A 19,643-nucleotide genomic window follows, 5' to 3' on the forward strand; every position below is an offset into this window, starting at 1 on the left:
AGGACTTAGAAGTCCATGCCGCCCATGCCGCCGCCCGGGGGCATCGCCGGACCGGCGCCGCCCTTCTTGGGCAGCTCGGCGACCATGGCTTCCGTGGTGATCAAGAGCGCCGCCACCGAGGCTGCGTTCTGGATCGCGGTACGGACCACCTTGGTCGGGTCGATGATGCCCTTCTTGACGAGGTCGGCATATTCGCCGGTCTGGGAGTCGAAGCCGTAAGCGTAGGTCTTGTTCTCCAGGATCTTGCCGACGATCACCGAGCCGTCTTCACCGGCGTTGATCGCGATCTGGCGAGCGGGCGCAGAGAGCGCCTTGCGTACGATCTCGACGCCGGTCTTCTGGTCGTCGTTCTTGGTGCGCAGGCCCTTGAGCTGCTCGGAGGCACGGAGCAGGGCGACGCCGCCGCCCGGGACGATGCCTTCCTCGACAGCCGCGCGGGTCGCATGCATCGCGTCATCAACGCGATCCTTGCGCTCCTTCACCTCGACCTCGGTGGCGCCGCCGACGCGGATCACCGCGACGCCGCCAGCGAGCTTGGCAAGACGCTCCTGGAGCTTCTCACGGTCGTAGTCCGAGGTGGTTTCCTCGATCTGCGCCTTGATCTGGGCCACGCGCGCTTCGATGTCGGCCTTCTTGCCGGCGCCGTTGACGATCGTGGTGTTCTCCTTGTCGATCATCACCTTCTTGGCGCGACCGAGCATGTTGAGCGTGACGTTCTCGAGCTTGATGCCGAGATCTTCCGAGATCGCCTGGCCGCCGGTCAGGATCGCGATGTCCTGCAGCATGGCCTTGCGGCGATCGCCGAAGCCCGGAGCCTTGACGGCCGCGACCTTGAGGCCGCCACGGAGGCGGTTCACGACCAGGGTGGCCAGGGCCTCGCCTTCGACGTCCTCGGCGACGATGACCAGCGGCTTGCCGGTCTGCACCACGGCCTCGAGCAGCGGCAGCAGCTCGTTCAGCGAGGAGAGCTTCTTCTCGTTGATGAGGATGTAGGCGTCGTCCATTTCAACGCGCATCTTGTCGGCGTTGGTGACGAAATAGGGCGAGATGTAGCCGCGGTCGAACTGCATGCCCTCGACGACGTCGAGCTCGGTCTCGAGCGACTTGGCTTCTTCAACCGTGATGACGCCCTCGTTGCCGACCTTCTTCATGGCGTCGGAGAGGAACTTGCCGATTTCGGCGTCGCCGTTGGCCGAGATGGTGCCGACCTGGGCGATCTCGTCGTTCGAGGTGACCTTCTTGGAGTTCTTGACGAGGTCGGCGACCACGGCTTCCACGGCCAGGTCGATACCACGCTTCAGGTCCATCGGGTTCATGCCGGCGGCAACCGACTTGGCGCCTTCACGAACGATCGCAGCCGCGAGCACGGTTGCGGTGGTGGTGCCGTCGCCGGCCGCGTCTGCGGACTTGGAGGCGACTTCGCGCACCATCTGCGCGCCCATGTTCTCGAACTTGTCGTCGAGCTCGATCTCCTTGGCGACGGTGACGCCGTCCTTGGTGATGCGGGGAGCGCCGAACGATTTGTCGAGCACGACGTTGCGGCCCTTGGGGCCGAGCGTGACCTTTACCGCGTTGGCGAGGATGTCGACGCCGCGCAGCATCTTGTCGCGCGCGTCTACGCCGAATTTGACTTCTTTAGCTGACATATTTGTTTTCCCTGAGTTGATCTTGGTGTCTCACCCTGCGAGAGGCGCCAACAGGCGCTCCTCAGGGTGAGCGTGTGCGGCGTTGGCCTTAGGCAGCCTTCTTCTTGGCTGCGGGGACGTCGAGGACGCCCATGATGTCGCTTTCCTTCATGATCAGCAAATCGACGTTGTCGATCTTGACCTCGGTGCCGGACCACTTGCCGAACAGCACGCGGTCGCCGACCTTCAGGTCGATCGGGATCAGCTTGCCGGCTTCGTCGCGGCCACCCGGGCCAACGGCGACGACTTCGCCCTGGGAGGGCTTTTCCTTAGCCGTGTCGGGAATGATGATGCCGCCAGCGGTCTTCTCTTCTGCGTCAATGCGCTTGACCACGACGCGGTCGTGAAGCGGACGGAATTTCATGCAGTTCTCCTAAGCATTTGCACGAGTTGATGATTTTTGGGTCGTTAGCAGTCCGTGCCCGCGAGTGCTAGCACAGCGCAGCTGAAATAGGGCAGGAATTTTGCGGGGGCAAGGGCTTCTAGCAGAAAAATCGGCACTCTGAAGGCCTGTCTGCCAGAATCTCCTTGCATCGTTAACCAGTCTTAAGAGCCTCTTGGAGGCCGTATTAGCACGGAGCCGGCTCTGCTGCTAAAGCATTGAATTTCAACAACTTGTTAAACTTTTGGGCTTGAGATGGATTGTCAGTTTGCGTCACATTTCTCTCATGTGAGCGCATCTCCACCGGGTGGCTCGTAACAAGAGTACCGGAAGGCCACCCCTGAATATGCGCTCCTGCAAAGGAGGTTGGCATGGGCTTGCGGGTTGCGGCTGTTTCCGAGGATTTCCGGAAACAGGTGCTGGGTTACGGGCTGACGACGGCGGAGATTCTCTATCGGATGCCGGATCATCCCTCGCTGCTTCAGACTTACGTCTGGCAGAACTACGACATGTTTCCGAAATTTCCGGCCCTGACCGACTTCCTGGCGTTCTGGCAGAAGAAGCTGGACGGTCCGCTCCACTCGGTGACCGTGGCGCATTCCAAGCTGATCAAGCCGGCCGAGCTGCGCGCCGTCGACGGCGTGTTCCGGCTGCATTGAGGCCGAGATGCGTAGGGTGGATTAGCTCTGCGGCTGCGCGAAGCGCAGTCCGCTAGCGTAATCCACCTCTTTGCTCTCCGCTCGTCGAAAGAGAAGTGGTGGATTACGCCTTCGGCTAATCCACCCTACGATTTCGCATTCTGTGCTAACGTCTCCCATAACAACAAGGGAGACGGCCTATGGCCAAGAAGGTGAAATCGCGCAACGCGGCCCAAGCCGCTGTGAAGAAGCGGAGCGGCTCCAAGCCCGCAACGAGATCATCCGCACGTAAAGCCGTGAAGTCGAAGGCGCGCTCCGCGCCCAAGACTGCTCTAAAAAAACCCGCGCGCCCAAAACAGCGCATCGCCATCAGCCACCACCGCGAGGAAGATTTCAAAGCCGACGGCCTGCGCGCCTACGCCAAGTACCGCGACCTCGGCATTGCCGCTGCAAGCCACGGGCTCGCGCAAGCGCACGTGATCCGCCTGCAGGGCCCCTGCAATCCTGAAGAGGTGTCAAAGCTGCACTTCCATGCCGTCGACTTCCAGATGGTCTACGTGCTCAAGGGCTGGGTGAAGACCTACATGGATGGCGAGGGCGAGACGCTGATGCAGGAAGGCAGCGCCTGGACCCAGCCGCCGAAGATCAAGCACATGATCCTGGATTATTCGGATGACGTCGAACTGCTCGAGGTGATTTTGCCTGCGGAGTTCAAGACGGTGGAGTTGTAAGGTTTGACGTCATTCCGGGGCGCGCACAGCGCGAGCCCGGAATCTACTTTACCGCGCGTACTATAGCCCGATGGATTCCGGGCTCGCGCCAAGAGGCGCGCCCCGGAATGACGAAGAGAGAGACTTACGTCAACACCCCCACAATCGCACCCATCAGGCACGTCGTCAGCGTGCCTGAGACGATCGATTTCAGCCCGAGCGCGTTGATCTCGTCGCGCCGCTCTGGCGCCATCACGCCAAGACCGCCGATCATGATGCCGAGGCTGGCGAAATTGGCGAAGCCGCACATCGCGTAGAGTATGATCAGGCGCGAGCGCGGATCGAGCGTGCCCGGTGGCAGCTTTGAGAAATCGACATAGGCGATCAGCTCGTTGAGCACGGTCTTGGTGCCCATCAGGCTGCCGGCGGTCACCGCCTGGTCCCAGGGCAGTCCCATCAGCCAGCACACCGGTGCCATCACCAGCCCCAGCAGCCGTTGCAGCGAAATCGCCGCGCCGCCAATCGCGGGCAGCAGGCCCAGGATGGCGTTGACGAGATAGACCAGCGCCACCAGCACCAGCAGCATGGCGACGATGTTGATCAGCAGCTCGATCCCCGCGGTGGTGCCTTTCACGATCGCGTCCATCGTGCTGGACACTTCCATCTCGGGATCCTCAAGCGCCCCGCCGGTGCGCTTGTCGGATGTTTCGGGCACCATGATCAGGCTGACGAGGATCGCCGCCGGCGCGCCCAGCACGGAGGCGATGACGAAATGCGCGGCCGCATCGGGGATGAGGGGCGCGAGCAACGTCGCATAGAGCACCAGCACGGTGCCGGCGATGCCGGCCATGCCGCCGGTCATCACCAGAAACAATTCGCTGCGAGACATCTGCGCCAGATACGGCCGTACGAACAGCGGCGCCTCGACCATGCCGAGGAAGATGTTGGCGGCGGTCGAGAGCCCGACTGCGCCGCCGACCCCCAACGTACGCTCGAGCAGCCAGGCCATGCCGCGCACGATCGGCGGCAGCACGCGCCAATAGAACAACAGCGTCGTCAGCACGCTCATGACCAGCACGATCGGCAGAGCCTGGAAGGCCAGGATGAAATCGGCGCCCGGCACTTTCAGGTCGAAGGGCAGGGGGCCGCCGCCGACATAGCCGAATACGAAGGAGGAGCCGGCGCGCGAGGCGGCCGAGATTGCGCCGACCGCGTCGTTGATGGCGCCGAAGGCGTGTGCGACGACGGGCACCTTCAGCAGCACGATCGCGGTGACGAAGGTCACGACGAGGCCGATCGCGGCCTGGCGCGCCGAGACCGCGCGGCGATTCTCCGCCAGCACGAAGGCGATCAGCAGCAATGCGAAAACGCCGAGTGTCGATTGCAGCCGCAGCATGATGTCCCCAAACCCGCAATGATTATGGCCGCGCGTGCGTTGCAAACGCAATGCCGGATGGCCCTGGGGGCCGCCCGCTGTTGACAAGCACGCCCGCCTCCGCCACGCGGGACACGTCGAGATCAGGGGCGGACCATCCGAGCGTGACCGAACAGGCGATGCCAGACGAGCCAGTTTCAGCCAATCCGCCGGTCAGCGCCGGTGAGCTCCTGCGCCACCCCGCCTTCCTGTTCTTCCTGCTCTCGCGCAGCCTGTCACGCTTTTCCAGCCAGATCGCGGCGGTCGCGATCGGCTGGCAGATCTACGACCTCACCGGTTCGGCCTTCGATCTCGGCATGGTCGGGCTCGTGCAATTCGCGCCCACCGCGCTGCTCGTCTTCGTCGCCGGCCACGCCGCCGACCGGTTCGAGCGCAAGCGCGTGGTCCAGCTCTGTCAGCTCGTGGAAGCCGCGACCGCGCTCTATCTCGCCGCGATCACCTATCTCGGTGCGATCAGCGAGGTGCAGATTTTCGTGGCGACCTTCGTGCTCGGCATTGCCGGCGCCTTCGAGAGCCCGACCACCGCGGCACTGCTGCCGCTGATCGCGCCGCAAGGCTCGCTCCAGCGCGCAACGGCGGTCGCGAGCGGCGCGGGGCAGGTTGCGACCATCACCGGGCCCGCGCTCGGCGGTTTTGCCTATGCGATCGCACCGCATCTGGCCTATGCCGTGATGCTGCTGTTCTGGATTCTCGGGATGGTCCTGACCGGCTTCATCCGGCCGCGTCCGCAGGCGGTGGCCAAGGAGGGGACTGACACGGACAATATCTTTGCCGGCGTCCGCTTCATCCGCAGCAATCCGGCGATTCTCGGCACCATCTCGCTCGATCTGTTTGCGGTGCTGTTCGGAGGCGTCACCGCGCTGTTGCCGATCTATGCCCGTGACATCCTCCAGGCCGGCCCGGTCGGGCTCGGCGTGTTGCGCGCGGGGCCGGCTGTCGGCGCGCTCGCGATGACGGCGGTGCTGGCGCGCCACGCCATCACGCGGCATGTGGGCTTGCGCATGTTCCAGGCCGTGATCGTGTTCGGTATTGCCACCGTCGTGTTCGCGCTGTCGTCCTGGATGTGGCTGTCCGTGCTGTCGCTCGCCGTTCTCGGCGCGGCCGACACGATCAGCGTCGTGATCCGCTTCTCGCTGGTGCAGCTGTCGACGCCCGACGAGATGCGCGGCCGCGTCGGCGCGGTCAATTTCCTCTTTATCAATGCGTCGAACCAGCTCGGCCAGTTCGAGAGCGGGCTGACCGCCGCTTTGTTCGGCGCGATGCCAGCCGCCGTGCTCGGCGGTGTCTGCACGGTCGCGGTGGCGCTGCTATGGATGAAGCTGTTCCCCAGCCTGAGGCAGGTGGAGAGTTTGGAATAGGGCTGCGCTCGCAATGACGATAGTGGAGGCGGCGCGTGGGGTTACATCTCGCCACCCCGGCAGCAGACGCCTCCCGGCGCCTACTGTGCATGGGGTTGTTTTCGCGTTTTTGAGTTCAGCCGCGTCCCACGAACGGCATCTTGCTCGCCATCACGGTCATGGTCAGCACGTTGGCATCGAGCGGCAGGCCGGCCATGTAGGCCACGGCGTCGCCGACCGCCTTGGCGTCCATGCGCGGCTCGTGCTTCATCGTGCCGTCGGCCTGCATCACGCCGGGGCCGGCGACCATGCGGTCGGTCATCGGGGTGGCGGCATTGCCGATGTCGACCTGGCCGACCGCGATGTCGTACATGCGGCCGTCGAGGTTGGAGGCCTTGGTCAGGCCGGTGATGGCGTGCTTGGTCGAGGTATAGGCCGCCGAGAACGGCCGCGGCGCATGCGCCGAGATCGAGCCGTTGTTGATGATGCGGCCGCCGCGCGGTGACTGGTCCTTCATGATGCGGAAGGCGTGCTGGGTGCACAGGAACGGTCCGGTGAGATTGGTGTTCACCACCGCCTGCCATTGTTCGAGACCGAGGTCCTCGAAATTCACCGGCGGTGCGCCCATGCCGGCATTGTTGAAGAGCACGTCGAGCCGGCCATAGGTTGCCTTCACGTTGTCGAACAGCGCGGCGATCTGGTCCGGCTTGGTCATGTCGGCGGTGACGCACAGGCTCTTGCCCGCGGGACCGAGCTTTGCAGTCTCCTCGAGCATGTCGAGCCGGCGCCCGACCAGCACCACGGTGAAGCCGATGTTCATCAGCGCCAGCGACGCGGCGCGCCCGACACCGGTGCCTGCGCCCGTCACAACTGCGATCTTTTTTGCTTCGCTCATCGTTTCCTGCCTTTTCTTCAGTTGTCAGGTTTTGGGTTCTTTTTCGTTCTTGTAGGGTGGCCGCGGAATGTTCTGATGCGCCGCGCGCAACGCCGCCGACCAGCGCGAGCGCAGATCGTGGAAATAGGGCTCGCCCGCCTCGATGCGGTGGTTGAGATCGGCATCGCAGGCGTCCGCGCGCACCACCAGCACGTCGATCGGCAGGCCGACGCCGAGGTTCGAGCGCATCGTCGAGTCCATTGAGATCAGGCCGGTCTTCAGCGCCTCATAGAGCTCGACGTCGTAGTGCATGGCGCGGTCGAGCACCGGCTTGCCGTATTTGTGCTCGCCGATCTGCAGGTACGGCGTGTCGGTCGTGCACTCGATGAAATTGCCGGCGGTGTAGACCATGAACAGGCGCATGCGCGCGCCCTTGATCTGCCCGCCGAACAGAAACGAGACGTCGAACGACACGTCCTCGGATTTCAGCGCCGGGCCCTCGGTCGCGTGCACGGCGCGGATCGCCCGGCCGATGCGCTGGGCGGCCTGGAACATGGTCGGCGCATTCATCAGCGTCTCGACTTCGCCCGTGTCGGGGTCCTCGAGGCCTTCAGTCAGGGTGGATAGCACCGACTGGCTGATGGCGAGGTTGCCGGCGCTGGCGATCGCCATGATGCGATCGCCGGGTTTTGAGAAGATGTGCAGCTTGCGGAAGGTCGAGACATTGTCGAGGCCGGCGTTGGTGCGGGTGTCGGCGATCATCACCAGACCGTCCCGAACCAGAATTCCACAACAATAGGTCATTTCCAGTCCCCGCGAGCCTTTGCGCGGAATTACTAGCCAATTTCAGGGGCCGCTCCAACCCCAATTCCCGCGGGGCAGGGTGAGTTCGTCATTCCGGGCCAGGCAATGAAACTAGCTCTGCCGCTGGGACTGCGATTGCGACTGGCCGCCGCGGCCGGCCTGCTCGACCTTGACCGCGACCGTCAGCGTCTCCGTGCCGCCGCCATAGCGAGTGCCGCGCACGGGAGCTGCGCCGAGATAATCGAGCCCGATCGCGACGCGGACGTGGGCATCGGTGGTGCAGATGCTGTTGGCGGGATCGAAGCCGACCCAGCCGAGGCCATCGACGTAAGCTTCCGCCCAGGCATGCCCGGCATCCTGATGCACCGTGCCGTCGGAGCGCAGAAAGTGCCCCGAGACGAAGCGCGCCGGCACGCCGCCGGTGCGAGCGCAGGCGATGAAGATGTGTGCGTAATCCTGGCAGACGCCGCGCTTCAGCGTAAACGCCTCCGACGCTGACGTGCCGCTGTTGGTCGGATCTTCGTCGAAGGTCATGTGATCGCTGATCTCGGTCATCAGCGTGTGCAGGAAACCGAGCGTGTCGCTCTCGGCCTCGCTACGCAGCTGACGCGCGACCGCCGTCATCGCGGGATTGACAGTCGTGAGATCGGTGGCGCGCAAAAACATGCCCGCCGGAAAGCGCTCGTCCGCACCACGCAGTACGCCGCCGGTGTCGTGGGTCTCGATCAGGCCTTCGGCGATGATCTTGATGTCGCCGACGGGTCCGCAGGACAAGACGTGGGTGACGTTGCCGAAGGCGTCTTCGTGGGTGTCGAGCTTGGTGTCGGTCGAGACGTCGATCTGCCACTCCGCCACATATTGACCGTCATGGCTGCACGGCGTCATGCGCAGGATCTGGATCACGCTCGTCGCCGCCGGCTCGTAGCGATAGGTCGTGGTGTGCAGGATTCGCAGGCGCATGGTGGACCGTTGTTCTGGTGTCGTCATTCCGGGCTCGCCCTGCGGCCCACATCGGAACGACAGCAGTATCAGATCAAATACTGCTTCGCGATGATTTCGCCCAGCCTGGAATTGTCGACGATGAATTCCTGAATGAATTCATGCACGCCATGCTGGAAAATGTCATTCATGTTGCTGTGTTCGAGCCGGTTGCGGATGCCGCGGGCGTGGCGCTGGGCCGGGCCCTGGCGGCCATAGGCGACGCCGATCTGGTCAAGGTTGCGCGTGAGATTGTCGTAGCAGCTCGCAAGCGAGCGCGGCAGCGTGCCGTTGAGGATGAGCAGATCCGCGACCAGCCAGGGTTTCAGCGTCTCGCGATAGACCCAGTGATAGGCCGTCAGCGCCGACACCGAGCGCAGGATCGAACTCCACTGATAGAAGTCGAGCGGGCCGCCGACATGTTCTTCCTCGGGCAGCAGCACGTGGTACTTCACATCGAGGATGCGTGCGGTGTTGTCGGCGCGCTCCAGGTGCAGGCCGAGCCGCGAGAACCAGTAGGCGTCGTTGCGCAGCATGGTCCGGTAGGCCGAGCCATCGAAGCGCAGCGAGGTCTCCTGCACGAAGCGGAGGAATTTTGCCAGGTCTTCGCGCGTCGAGGTGCCCTTGCTCCAGACTTCCTGCAATTCGATCCAGGCCGAATTGATGGTGTCCCACATCTCGCTGGTCAGCGCGGTGCGCACCGAACGCGAGTTCAGGCGCGCCGCCTCGATGCAGTTCCTGATCGAGGACGGATTGTTCGGCGAGAATGACAGGTACTCGACGACATTGGTCTCGTTGGCTTCCTTGTATTGCTCATAGAAGCTCGCGGCGACGCCTGCGGTGAGCAGCGCCGAGTCCCATTCGTTGGTCTTGCCGATATAGGCGGCGGGAAGCGCGGTGACGCGCAGCGTCGCATCGATGGTGCGCGCGAGATATTCGGCCCGTTCGACGTAGCGGGCGAGCCAATAGAGGTTTTCGGCGGTACGCGACAGCATCTCTCTACTCGTCCAAAATCCAGGTATCTTTGGTGCCGCCGCCCTGACTCGAATTCACCACGAGCGAGCCTTCCTTGAGCGCGACGCGGGTGAGCCCGCCCGGGACGATCGTCGTGCTCTTGCTGCCGGTGAGCACGAAGGGCCGCAGGTCCACGTGGCGCGGCGCAAGGCCAGAGGCCGTGCAGGTCGGGCAGGTCGAGAGCGCCAGCGTCGGCTGCGCGATGAAACCTTCCGGCTCGCGCTTGAGCTTCTCGCGGAAGGCTTCGATCGTTGCCTTGGTCGCGGCGGGGCCGATCAACATGCCGTAGCCGCCGGAGCCGTGGACTTCCTTGACGACGAGATCGCCGAGATGGTCGAGCACGTAGGCCAGATCTTTCGGCTCGCGGCAGCGCCAGGTCTGAACGTTCTTCAGGATCGGCTCCTCGCCGAGGTAGAATTTCACGATTTCCGGCATGTAAGAGTAGATCGCCTTGTCGTCGGCGATGCCGGTGCCGACGGCGTTGGCGAGCGTGATGTTGCCGGCGGCATAGGCCGACATCAGGCCGGGGACGCCGAGCGCGGAGTCGGGGCGGAAAGTGAGGGGATCGAGGTAATCGTCATCGACGCGGCGGTAGATCACGTCGACCCGTTTCACCCCTTCCGTCGTCCGCATGAAGACCTCGTTGTTCTTGACGATGAGGTCGCGGCCTTCGACGAGCTCGATGCCGAGCTTGTCGGCGAGGAAGGAGTGCTCGTAATAGGCGGAGTTGTAAACGCCGGGTGTCAGGAGAGCGACGGTCGGTTCGCCCGAGGCACCGTTCGGCGCGACCGAGCGAAGAGCGGAGAGGAGCTCGTCCGGATAGCGCTCCACCGGCGCCACCCTGTGGCGGGCGAACAGATCCGGAAACAGCCGCATCATGATCTCGCGGTTTTCCAGCATGTAGGACACGCCGGAGGGTGTGCGGGCATTGTCCTCCAACACGATGAAGTGCTCGGCATCGACCCTGATGATATCGATGCCGGCGATGTGCACGTAGACGTCGTGCGGCACCTGCTGGCCGTTCATCTCGGGGCGGAACACCGGATTCTGGAAGATCAGATCGTCGGGCACGATCTCGGCACGGAGGATGTCGCGGCCATGATAGATGTCGCGCAGGAACATATTGAGCGCGCGCACGCGCTGCTTCAGGCCCTTCTCCAGCAGGGTCCATTCCTTGCCGGACATGATCCGCGGGATCACGTCGAAGGGGATCAGGCGTTCGGTGGACTCGGATTCGCCATAGACAGCGAAGGTGATGCCGATCCGGCGGAACAGGAGTTCAGCCTCCTGGCGGCGATATTCGAGCGCCTCGGGAGGCGTCTCCTTGAGCCAGCGCGCCAGCTCCTGATAGGCGGGGCGAAGGTCCCCGCCGGGAATATTCATTTCGTCAAACGCGACTGCCATAGATCCCGACTTGTCTCCGCAAGGCGTTGCGCCATTTGACAGGTCGCGAGGCCTTGGTGAAGACCGCAACGTCCTGGCCATGCGGCAAGAGTGCATGACTTTCATGTGGTAGCAAGGGGCGGGCCAGCGCGATAAGCATGGAGAAAGGGCATTTGCCTGATATGGCCGGCAACGTGCCTGAAAAAATGGCTGAGGACTGCTTATTTCGGCAGCAAAACCGCGTGACTTCAACGCGTTACCTCGGCAAAGTCGGCTGAAGAGGTGAGGGACTTCAGGCATGAGCGAGATCGTCACGGCGGGCATTCTGGTCATCGGGGATGAAATCCTGTCCGGCCGGACCAAGGACAAGAATATTGGCTTCATCGCCGAATACCTGACCAATATCGGCATCGACCTGAAGGAAGTCCGGGTCGTCTCCGACGACGAGGACGACATCATCGCCGCTCTGAATGCACTGCGGCAACGCTACACCTATGTCTTCACCACCGGCGGAATCGGGCCGACCCACGACGACATCACCGCCGACAGCATCGCCAAGGCTTTTGGCGTCGGCATCGACCACCATCCCGAAGTGGTCGCGCGTTTCCGCGAGCGCTGGAGCGAGCAGGACCTCAACGAGGCCCGGCTGCGTATGGCCCGCATCCCCGAGGGCGCCGAGCTGATCCAGAGCGCCACCATCCTCGCGCCCGGCTTCAAGATCGGCAATGTCATCGTCATGGCGGGCGTGCCCTCGATCATGCAGGCGATGATGGACATCGTCTCGCCCAAGCTGAAATCCGGCGTGCGCATGCTGTCCGAATCGGTCCGCGCCAACGCGCGGGAAGGCGATATCGGCGGCCCGCTGCGAGCGATCGCGGCCGAGCACCCCGACACCATTATCGGCAGCTATCCCTTCATGGACGAGGACTCGAAGCCGAACACCAATCTGGTGGTGCGTTCGCGCGATGCTGACAAGCTGGCGGCAGCGATGGCGGCAGTGAAGGACATGCTAGGGACCCTGGGCGCGAAGGGCTGAGAGCCGTGACCAAGCGAGATCTCGCGCTAGCGGTCGCGCTCGGGGTCCCTTTTGTTTGCTTGATGATCGCCGGCGCAATTCTTCAATGGCAACGATGGCAAATCTACCGCCGCATTGGAAACTATTCGATTGGACTGACGACGTTCTTTTGGCAACTCGACTGGCCAGGCGTCAATTTTCCGGGACCAAACATCCTCGAGGCTCAGATTGCCGTGCAGCCGACCGATCTTCAGGCGTACATTCAGGTGGTCCGCCATCGCGTGCGACAGATGTTTCGGGCAACATTGCTCTACTTAGGCTTTTTCGTATCGGTGCTTTTCTTGGATCGATATGTGAGTTGATGATCCCAAGCGGATTGGAGAGATAGGAGACGACAATGGCTGGTGAAGCACCAGAACTGAGCGCGGAGGAGCGGGCGGGAAGGCCCTTTCCGGTCTCGTGGGACCAATTCCACCGGGATTGCCGGGCGCTGACCTGGCGGCTCAATGAGGTCGGCCCGTTCCATGCCGTCATCGCCATCACCCGCGGCGGCCTGGTGCCGGCCGCGATCGTGGCGCGCGAGCTGGGGGTGCGCGTGATCGATACGGTCTGCATCGCCAGCTACGATCACGACAAGCAGGGCGAGCTCCAAATCCTCAAGGGAATTTCAGAACAGGCGATGAAGCTCGGCGGCGGCACCGGCAAGGGGCTCCTGATCGTCGACGATCTCGTCGACACCGGCAAGACCGGCAAGCTGGTCCGCGAGATGCTGCCGGATGCGCATTTCGCCACCGTCTACGCCAAGCCGAAGGGGCGGCCGCTGGTCGATACCTTCATCACAGAGGTGTCGCAGGATACGTGGATATTCTTCCCGTGGGATACCGCGCTCTCCTACCACCCGCCGCTCCGCGACGGGGCGGCGTAGCTTTCTTACCTCGCCCCGCTTGCGGGGAGAGGTCGCGCCGAAGCGCCGGCGAGGGGGAGCTTCCGCGAGCCCGTCTCTCACCATATTTGTAAAGGCAGCCCCTCACCCCGATCCTCTGCCCGCAACAACGAGGAGAGGGAGAACAAGAATTGCGATATGCCGCTGCAAAATCGCGTCACCCCCACCGGCGAGATCATCGCCACGCCTTACCGGGGCCTGTTCACCGGCAATCGCGGCATCATCCACGATCCCGCGACCAAGACGCTGCTCAAGAAGCGCTGGTCGACCCCGGCCTGGCTGACCTGCACTTGCGAATTCCGCGGCCGCCGCCGCGAGGTGATGGCGCAGCGAAGCTGGACCGAGCTGTTCTTCCTGGACGAAGCCACGGCGCTCGCCGCCGGCCATCGCCCCTGCTTCTACTGCCGGCGCGACGACGCCAACCGTTTTCGCGCGGCGTGGGAAAAGGGCAATCGTGTACACGATGTCCGCATGCACGACATCGACACGGTGCTGCACCATGAACGGCTCGACAACGGCAGGAAGCGGCTGCACGAGCTGTTGATGCCACTCGATCAGCTTCCCGAGGGCGCGATGGTGCAGCAGGACGAGGAGAGTTTTCTGGTGACGCAAGGCGAGGCTCTACTGTGGTCGCCGGCAGGTTACGTCCGCGCCGAGCGCGAATTCGATCATGCGATGCTGCTGACGCCGCCGTCGACGCTACGCACGCTGAACGCCGGTTATAAAATCGTGTTGCATCCGACGGCTGCGAGCTAGTGCAGCGGTCGCCCTTGTTCGTCGACGGTCATCCGCGCGTCGCGCAGCGCCCATTCGCGGATGACCTGGCGGCAGCGGATCAGCTCGGCTTCGCTTGCCGTGCCTGCATCCTTCGATGCCCGTTCGACCATCGCTTTGCAGTGGAGCAGCACGGAGCGGTCCTCCGCGTGTGCCGGCAACGCGAGCGCTGCAAGCGCGGCGATAACGAGTGCGAGACGGATCACCGCCATCACCCCAGCTTCTCGCGTGCAAGCGCCGCGCCTGCACCGAGTGCCATCAGCTTGGCCTCGGCGATCTCGCGCCGCATCGGCGCCATGCCGCAATTGGTGGTCGCGACGATGTTGCTCTTGGGTACGAATTTCGACACCGCGTCGATCACCTTGACGACGTCCTCGGCGGTCTCGACCGTGTCGCTGGCGACGTCGATCACGCCGGCCTGCACGACCTTGGTCTTGAGCAGGGCTAGTAGATCGAGCGGGACCTTCGAATTGCGGCACTCGATCGCGACCTGCTGGATCGGGCTGGCATCGATCGCCGGAAAGATCTGCTCGTACTGCCGCCATTGCGTGCCGAGGGTCTCCTTCCAGTCTGTATTGGCCTTGATGCCGTAGCCGTAGCAGATGTGGACGGCGGTGGCGCAGGTGAGCCCTTGCGCGGCACGTTCCAGCGCCTTGATGCCCCAATCGTTGACCTCGTCCATGTAGACGTTGAAGGCGGGCTCGTCGAACTGCACGAGATCGACGCCGTCGGCCTGCAGCGCCTTGGCCTCCTCGTTCAAGAGCTCGGCGAAGGCGAACGCCATCTTGACGCGGTCGCCATAGTAGCGGTCCGCAATCGTGTCGATGATGGTCATCGGGCCGGGCAGGGTGAATTTCAACTTCTTCTTCGTGTGCGTGCGCGCCACGCGTGCCTCGTCGGCATGGACGCGTCCCTTCAGCCGGAGCGGCGCGACCACCTGCGGCACCATCGCCTTGTAGCGATCCTTGCGGATGCCCATCTCGACCTTGTGGGCGAAGTCGATGCCGTCGATCTTCTCCAGGAAACCGTGCACGAAATGCTGCCGGGCCTGCTCGCCCTCGGTAACGATGTCGATGCCGGCGTCCTCCTGGACTTTTATGGCAAGCATGGTCGCGTCGCGCTTGGCGCGGACGAGCTCGTCACCTTGCGATTTCCAGGGCGCCCAGAGCATGTTGGGCTCGGCGAGCCATTCCGGCTTGGGCAGGGATCCGGCGATCGTGGTTGGAAACAGCATGGGTCCCTCCCGGCGGGTTGTGATTGCGCCTCTGTCTGCCATGTCTTAACGTCTAGGTACAGAACAACAAAAGTCGTGCCGTGCGCCGAGCAGGCGCCACGTCATCATTGCGAAGAGCACTTGTGACGAAGCAATCCAGACTGTCTCCGCGGTGGCACTCTGGATTGCTTCCGCCTTCGCCGGGGCTTCGGCGGACAAGTCGCTTCGCTCGCAATGACGAGGAGACAGCGGCACGGAGGCACAAAAAGGAAACGCCATGATCGAATTCTTCTTCGACTGTTCCAGTCCCTGGACCTATCTCGCCTTCCACAACATCCAGCCGCTGGCCAAGGAGCTGGGCGCCGAGATCAGTTGGCGGCCGATCCTGGTCGGCGGCATCTTCAACACGGTCAATCCGAGCGTCTATGCGCAACGCGAGACGCCGGTGCCGCTGAAGGCGCGTTACATGAAGAAGGATCTTCAGGACTGGGCGCGCTCGGCGGACCTCGCGATCAAGATGCCGCCGACGATGTTTCCGGTGAACAGCGTCAAGGTCATGCGCGGCTGCATTTGGCTGGGTAAGGAGATGGTGCCGTTCGCAACCGCCGTGTTCGAGGCCTATTGGGGCGAGGACAAGGATATCTCTCAGGATGCTGTGCTCGCCGAGATCTGCAAGAAGGTCGGCGTCGACGAGCAGAAATTCTTCGCAGGCATCTCGGATCAGGCGATCAAGGACAAGCTCAAGGCTAATACGGAAGAGGTCGTCGCCCGCGGCGGCTTCGGTTCGCCGACGATCTTTCTTGACAAGACCGACATGTATTTCGGCAATGATCGCCTGCCGCTGATCCGCGAGGCACTGATGCGCAGCAAGGCGAGCGCAGCCTGATGGTGCGGGCTGTCGTCTGTCGCGCACTCGGCGCGCCCGAGACGTTGCGGCTGGAGGAGTTTCCGTCGCGCGCCCTGAAGCCGGGCGAAGTTCGCGTCGCGATCCGCGCCGCCGGGCTGAATTTCCCTGACGTGCTGATGGCGGCCGGCGAATATCAGCTCAAGCCCGAGCTGCCGTTCACGCCTGGCATGGAAGCCGCCGGCCACGTGACCGAGGTCGGCGTGGAGGCAAGAGGTGTCGCCGTCGGCGACAAGGTCATCGTCAAGATGCGCCACGGCGCCTTCACCGACGAAGCCGTGGTGACGCCGTCGCAGCTCACGCCGATGCCGTCGACGTTCGACTATGCGGAAGCTGCGACCTATCTCGCCGGTCACGGCACCGCCTATCACGCGCTGATCGACCGCGGCAGGGTCGAGCCGGGCGAGGTGCTCCTGGTGCACGGCGCCGGCGGCGGCGTGGGATTAGCTGCCGTCGAGATCGGCAAGATGCTGGGCGCGACCGTGATCGCGACGGCCTCCAGCGACGAAAAGCTTGCGATTGCGAAATCGCGCGGCGCCGATCATCTCGTGCGCTACGATCGCGAGCCGTTCCGCGATGCCGTCAAGCGCATCACCGATGGCCGCGGCGCGGATGTCGTGTTCGATCCCGTCGGTGGCGAGGTGTTCGAGAACTCGATGCGCTGCATCGCCTGGGGCGCAAGGCTGCTGGTGATCGGCTTCACAGGCGGCATCGGCTTGGCAAAAACCAATCTGCTGCTGATCAAGGGCGCCAGCGTGCTCGGCGTGCGCGCCGGAGAGGCCGTGCGGAAAAATCCCGTGCTCGGCGAGGTGCGCCTGAAGGCGCTGCTGGCTTGGGCGGAGGAGGGCAAGCTGCGCCCGAAGGTCTCGCACCGACTGCCGCTGGAGGATTTTGCGAAGGCGATGCGGCTGTTGCTCGACCGCAAGGCGATCGGGCGGGTGGCGCTGATGATGGAGTGAGAACGTAGGGTGGGTTAGCCGAAGGCGTAACCCACCACTTCTGTCGCTGCGGATACGAAAGAGGTGGGTTACGCCCAGCGACTGCGCTTCGCGCAGCCACAAGGCTAACCCACCCTACGAAGCTACTTATACTCCCGCTCGCTCCACCACGGAAAATAATCCGGCATATCGCTCGACACCTTGTTCTTGAATTGCGCCGGGCGCTTCTCCAGGAACGACACCACGCCTTCCTTGACATCGTCGGAGCGGCCGCGGGCGTAGATGCCGCGGCTGTCGACCTTGTGGGCTTCCATCGGATCGTCGGCGCCCATCATGCGCCACATCATCTGGCGGATCAGCGCCACCGAGACCGGCGCGGTCTTTGCCGCAAATTCCTTGGCGAGGGCACGCGCGGTCGGCAGAAGATCATCGGGAGCGACGACCTTGCTGACGAGACGGCCGGCGAGCGCCTCCTGCGCCGGGAAGACGCGGCCCGAATAGCACCATTCCAGCGCCTGCGAGATGCCGACGATGCGGGGCAGGAACCAGCTCGAGGCCGCCTCGGGCACGATGCCGCGCTGGGAGAATACGAAGCCGAAGCGTGCGGCGTCGGATGCGATGCGGATGTCCATCGCAAGCTGCATGGTGACGCCGATGCCGACGGCGGGACCGTTCACCGCGGCGATGACGGGCTTCAGGCACTTGAAGATGCGCAAGGTCACCTGGCCGCCGCCATCGCGCACCTGCGGGTCGCTGTAATCGACCTTGCCGTCGGCAAACCGTTTGACCGGTCCGCGCCGCGCGTCGCGATCGAACGTATCCGCACCGGAGGAGAGGTCAGCGCCCGCGCAAAAGCCGCGGCCGGCGCCGGTGACGACGATGGCGCGGACATTATCGTCCTTGTCGGCGGCGTCGAACGCCTCGATCAGCTCGGCCTGCATCTGCGCGTTGAAGGCGTTGAGCTTGTCGGGCCGGTTCAGCGTGATGGTGAGGATCTGCTCGGCGACCTCGTATTTGATCGTCTCATACGCCATGGTGTTCCCTTCCTTCTTGAACGCAGTCTTGAGAAGACGTCATGCATGCGCGCCACGGTCCGTCTTGCGCGGACTGGGCATGCCCTTGTCCTTGAGTATCCAAACGACAATGGCCGCGGCAAGCCCGGTCATGTCGCAGTCTGGCAGGATTGATGACGTCAGTGCTTCGGCGGCTTGGGCCAGGGCTTCTGCGGGCCACGCAGGCCTTCGAACGCCTTGGCCATGCCGAGCACGCCGATATCGTCGAAGCGGCGGCCGACGATCTGCACGCCGATGGGAAAGCCCTTGGCGTCGAAGCCGCCGTTGATGGAGACGGCGGGATTCTCCGACATATTCCACGGCACGGTGTAGCAGATGTGCTCAAACGGTCTCATCGGATCGTTGGTGGGCGAGGCCCAGTCCGCCGGATAGTTTGCGTTTGGCGCAGTCGGCGAGACGACATAGTCGAGCTCGCAGAACAGCTCCGACGCCGCCGCGCGGATCGCCATGGTCTGGTTGAAGCCGCGGATGACGTCGATACCCGACAGCTTGGCGCCAGCTTCGCCCCATTTGAAGATATAGGGCAACACCTTTTCCTGTTCGGCCGGCGTCAGCTTCGACAGATCGTCCCACATCCGGGCGCGCCAGAAATTGTCGAGACCATCGAGCATCTCGCGCGTGAGGATGCCGTCGATTTCGGTGACGACACTACCTGCGGATTCGAACGCCTTGGCGGCTTGCACCGCGACGTCACGGACCGGCTTTTCCGCCGGCAGGCCGACGCCGGCGTCGAGCATCAGGCCGATCCGCAGTTTGCGCGGAGATTTCTCCAGGCCTTTCCAGTTGAGGGGCTCGGCGGGCAGGCTCGTGCCGTCGCGCCGGTCGGGCTTTGCGATCACGCTCATCATCAGCGCGCAATCATCGACCGTGCGGGTCATGGGGCCGGCGACGCGGCCGACATAGGCGGGATCGATCGGCACGCGGCCGAAGCTCGGCTTCAGGCCGACGAGGCCGCACCAGCCTGCCGGCAGGCGCACCGAGCCGCCGATGTCGGTGCCGAGATGCAGCGGACCATAACCGGCCGCCGCAGCCGCACCTGCGCCCGCGCTCGAGCCGCCGGGATTCTTGGAAAGGTCCCAGGGATTGCGCGCGAGCGCATGGAAGCTGGAAAGCCCTGAGGACAGCATGCCGTAATCGGGCATGGTGGTCTTGGCGAAGATGATGGCGCCTGCTTCACGCAGGCGCGCGGCTGGCGGGGCGTCCTTCTCGGCGGGCACGAGCTTGACGCTCGCAGCCCCCAGCGGCACCGGCACGCCCTTGGTCGCGATGTTGTCCTTCACCGTCACAGGCACGCCGTCGAGCGGGCCGGACGGCTCGCCCCCGGACCAGCGCGCTGTCGAGGCCTTTGCCGCCTCGCGTGCGCTGTCGGGGTCGAACGCATAGAGCGCCTTGAGATGCGGCTCCCACGCAGCGACATGCGCGAGCAAATCCTCCAGCACCTCGCTCGGCGAGAACTGTCTGGCGCGATAGCCCGCGATCAGATCGACCGCGGAGAGATCGTGCAGCGAGGTGACCGCCTCTTCGACGCTCTTTTTCTGCATTG

Annotated in this window: 21 protein-coding genes; 9 read left to right on the forward strand and 12 right to left on the reverse strand. The window is 63.8% G+C overall.

Annotated elements, in window-relative coordinates; all coding sequences use genetic code 11:
* Positions 1–5: 5 nt before the first annotated feature.
* On the reverse strand, positions 6–1,646 hold the full coding sequence (gene groL, locus JJE66_RS33030) for a chaperonin GroEL (protein WP_200519934.1): 1,641 nt from the start codon (positions 1,644–1,646) through the stop codon (positions 6–8).
* 88 nt (positions 1,647–1,734) lie between these two features.
* Entirely contained in the window at positions 1,735–2,049 is a 315-nt protein-coding gene (locus JJE66_RS33035) for a co-chaperone GroES (RefSeq protein WP_200519935.1), read from the reverse strand.
* Between the two features lie 389 nt (positions 2,050–2,438).
* Here JJE66_RS33035 and JJE66_RS33040 point away from each other — a divergent pair, with 389 nt between their 5' ends.
* Both JJE66_RS33040 and JJE66_RS33045 read left to right on the forward strand, forming a co-directional pair.
* Positions 2,439–2,726, forward strand: a complete 288-nt coding sequence (locus JJE66_RS33040) for an usg protein (protein ID WP_200519936.1) — start codon at positions 2,439–2,441, stop codon at positions 2,724–2,726.
* 179 nt (positions 2,727–2,905) lie between these two features.
* Positions 2,906–3,436 (forward strand): cupin domain-containing protein, encoded by a 531-nt coding sequence (locus JJE66_RS33045; RefSeq protein WP_200519937.1) that lies wholly within the window; start codon positions 2,906–2,908, stop codon positions 3,434–3,436.
* A gap of 124 nt (positions 3,437–3,560) precedes the next feature.
* On the opposite strand, the gene JJE66_RS33050 is transcribed toward JJE66_RS33045, so the two are convergent.
* Positions 3,561–4,811, reverse strand: a complete 1,251-nt coding sequence (locus JJE66_RS33050; RefSeq protein WP_200519938.1) for a NupC/NupG family nucleoside CNT transporter — start codon at positions 4,809–4,811, stop codon at positions 3,561–3,563.
* 158 nt (positions 4,812–4,969) lie between these two features.
* On the opposite strand from JJE66_RS33050, the gene JJE66_RS33055 reads away from it, so the two are divergent.
* The gene (locus JJE66_RS33055; RefSeq protein WP_200519939.1) at positions 4,970–6,208 is read left to right on the forward strand and encodes an MFS transporter; all 1,239 of its coding nucleotides are present in this window, start codon (positions 4,970–4,972) and stop codon (positions 6,206–6,208) included.
* 115 nt (positions 6,209–6,323) lie between these two features.
* Here the strand turns inward: JJE66_RS33055 and JJE66_RS33060 are convergent, their stop codons facing one another.
* From JJE66_RS33060 to JJE66_RS33080, 5 genes are all read right to left on the reverse strand, one after another.
* Positions 6,324–7,082 (reverse strand): SDR family oxidoreductase, encoded by a 759-nt coding sequence (locus JJE66_RS33060; RefSeq protein WP_200519940.1) that lies wholly within the window; start codon positions 7,080–7,082, stop codon positions 6,324–6,326.
* A gap of 24 nt (positions 7,083–7,106) precedes the next feature.
* A complete protein-coding gene (locus JJE66_RS33065; RefSeq protein WP_200519941.1) occupies positions 7,107–7,865 on the reverse strand; it encodes a proteasome-type protease in 759 nt (252 codons plus the stop codon).
* Between the two features lie 111 nt (positions 7,866–7,976).
* Positions 7,977–8,825 carry a transglutaminase family protein gene (locus JJE66_RS33070; RefSeq protein ID WP_200520174.1) on the reverse strand — a complete coding sequence of 283 codons (849 nt, stop codon included), beginning with the start codon at positions 8,823–8,825 and terminating at the stop codon, positions 7,977–7,979.
* Between the two features lie 68 nt (positions 8,826–8,893).
* Entirely contained in the window at positions 8,894–9,838 is a 945-nt protein-coding gene (locus JJE66_RS33075; RefSeq protein WP_200519942.1) for an alpha-E domain-containing protein, read from the reverse strand.
* Between the two features lie 4 nt (positions 9,839–9,842).
* Positions 9,843–11,261 carry a circularly permuted type 2 ATP-grasp protein gene (locus tag JJE66_RS33080; protein ID WP_200519943.1) on the reverse strand — a complete coding sequence of 473 codons (1,419 nt, stop codon included), beginning with the start codon at positions 11,259–11,261 and terminating at the stop codon, positions 9,843–9,845.
* A gap of 277 nt (positions 11,262–11,538) precedes the next feature.
* Between JJE66_RS33080 and JJE66_RS33085 the strand changes: the two genes are divergently transcribed.
* The 4 genes from JJE66_RS33085 to JJE66_RS33100 all read left to right on the forward strand — a co-directional run bounded on the left by JJE66_RS33085 (position 11,539) and on the right by JJE66_RS33100 (position 13,954).
* On the forward strand, positions 11,539–12,276 hold the full coding sequence (locus JJE66_RS33085) for a molybdopterin-binding protein (RefSeq protein WP_200519944.1): 738 nt from the start codon (positions 11,539–11,541) through the stop codon (positions 12,274–12,276).
* 5 nt (positions 12,277–12,281) lie between these two features.
* Positions 12,282–12,617, forward strand: a complete 336-nt coding sequence (locus JJE66_RS33090) for a hypothetical protein (protein ID WP_200519945.1) — start codon at positions 12,282–12,284, stop codon at positions 12,615–12,617.
* A gap of 35 nt (positions 12,618–12,652) precedes the next feature.
* Positions 12,653–13,180, forward strand: coding sequence for a xanthine phosphoribosyltransferase (gpt, locus tag JJE66_RS33095; RefSeq protein ID WP_200519946.1), 528 nt, complete (start codon positions 12,653–12,655; stop codon positions 13,178–13,180).
* Positions 13,181–13,336: 156 nt separating this feature from the next.
* Entirely contained in the window at positions 13,337–13,954 is a 618-nt protein-coding gene (locus JJE66_RS33100) for a hypothetical protein (protein ID WP_200519947.1), read from the forward strand.
* On the opposite strand, the gene JJE66_RS33105 is transcribed toward JJE66_RS33100, so the two are convergent.
* Together JJE66_RS33105 and JJE66_RS33110 are read right to left on the reverse strand one after the other, a co-directional pair.
* Positions 13,951–14,184, reverse strand: coding sequence for a hypothetical protein (locus JJE66_RS33105; RefSeq protein WP_210350017.1), 234 nt, complete (start codon positions 14,182–14,184; stop codon positions 13,951–13,953). The two genes, JJE66_RS33100 and JJE66_RS33105, sit on opposite strands and share 4 nt — an antisense overlap.
* Positions 14,184–15,206: a methionine synthase gene (locus JJE66_RS33110; RefSeq protein ID WP_200519952.1), complete on the reverse strand. Its 1,023-nt coding sequence runs from the start codon at positions 15,204–15,206 to the stop codon at positions 14,184–14,186. Before JJE66_RS33110 ends, JJE66_RS33105 begins: the two co-directional genes overlap by 1 nt.
* A gap of 256 nt (positions 15,207–15,462) precedes the next feature.
* Here JJE66_RS33110 and JJE66_RS33115 point away from each other — a divergent pair, with 256 nt between their 5' ends.
* Together JJE66_RS33115 and JJE66_RS33120 are read left to right on the forward strand one after the other, a co-directional pair.
* Positions 15,463–16,071, forward strand: coding sequence for a 2-hydroxychromene-2-carboxylate isomerase (locus JJE66_RS33115; protein WP_200519954.1), 609 nt, complete (start codon positions 15,463–15,465; stop codon positions 16,069–16,071).
* Positions 16,071–17,048, forward strand: coding sequence for an NADPH:quinone oxidoreductase family protein (locus JJE66_RS33120; protein ID WP_200519956.1), 978 nt, complete (start codon positions 16,071–16,073; stop codon positions 17,046–17,048). The genes JJE66_RS33115 and JJE66_RS33120 overlap by 1 nt, the downstream gene beginning before the upstream one ends.
* Positions 17,049–17,170: 122 nt before the next feature.
* Here JJE66_RS33120 and JJE66_RS33125 read toward each other — a convergent pair whose 3' ends face one another.
* Both JJE66_RS33125 and JJE66_RS33130 read right to left on the reverse strand, forming a co-directional pair.
* Entirely contained in the window at positions 17,171–18,061 is an 891-nt protein-coding gene (locus tag JJE66_RS33125; protein WP_200519958.1) for a crotonase/enoyl-CoA hydratase family protein, read from the reverse strand.
* A 158-nt stretch (positions 18,062–18,219) separates the two neighbouring features.
* Positions 18,220–19,641 carry an amidase gene (locus JJE66_RS33130; protein WP_200519959.1) on the reverse strand — a complete coding sequence of 474 codons (1,422 nt, stop codon included), beginning with the start codon at positions 19,639–19,641 and terminating at the stop codon, positions 18,220–18,222.
* Positions 19,642–19,643 lie beyond the last annotated feature (2 nt).

The sequence above is a fragment of the Bradyrhizobium diazoefficiens genome, assembly GCF_016612535.1.
GTDB lineage: Bacteria > Pseudomonadota > Alphaproteobacteria > Rhizobiales > Xanthobacteraceae > Bradyrhizobium > Bradyrhizobium diazoefficiens_C.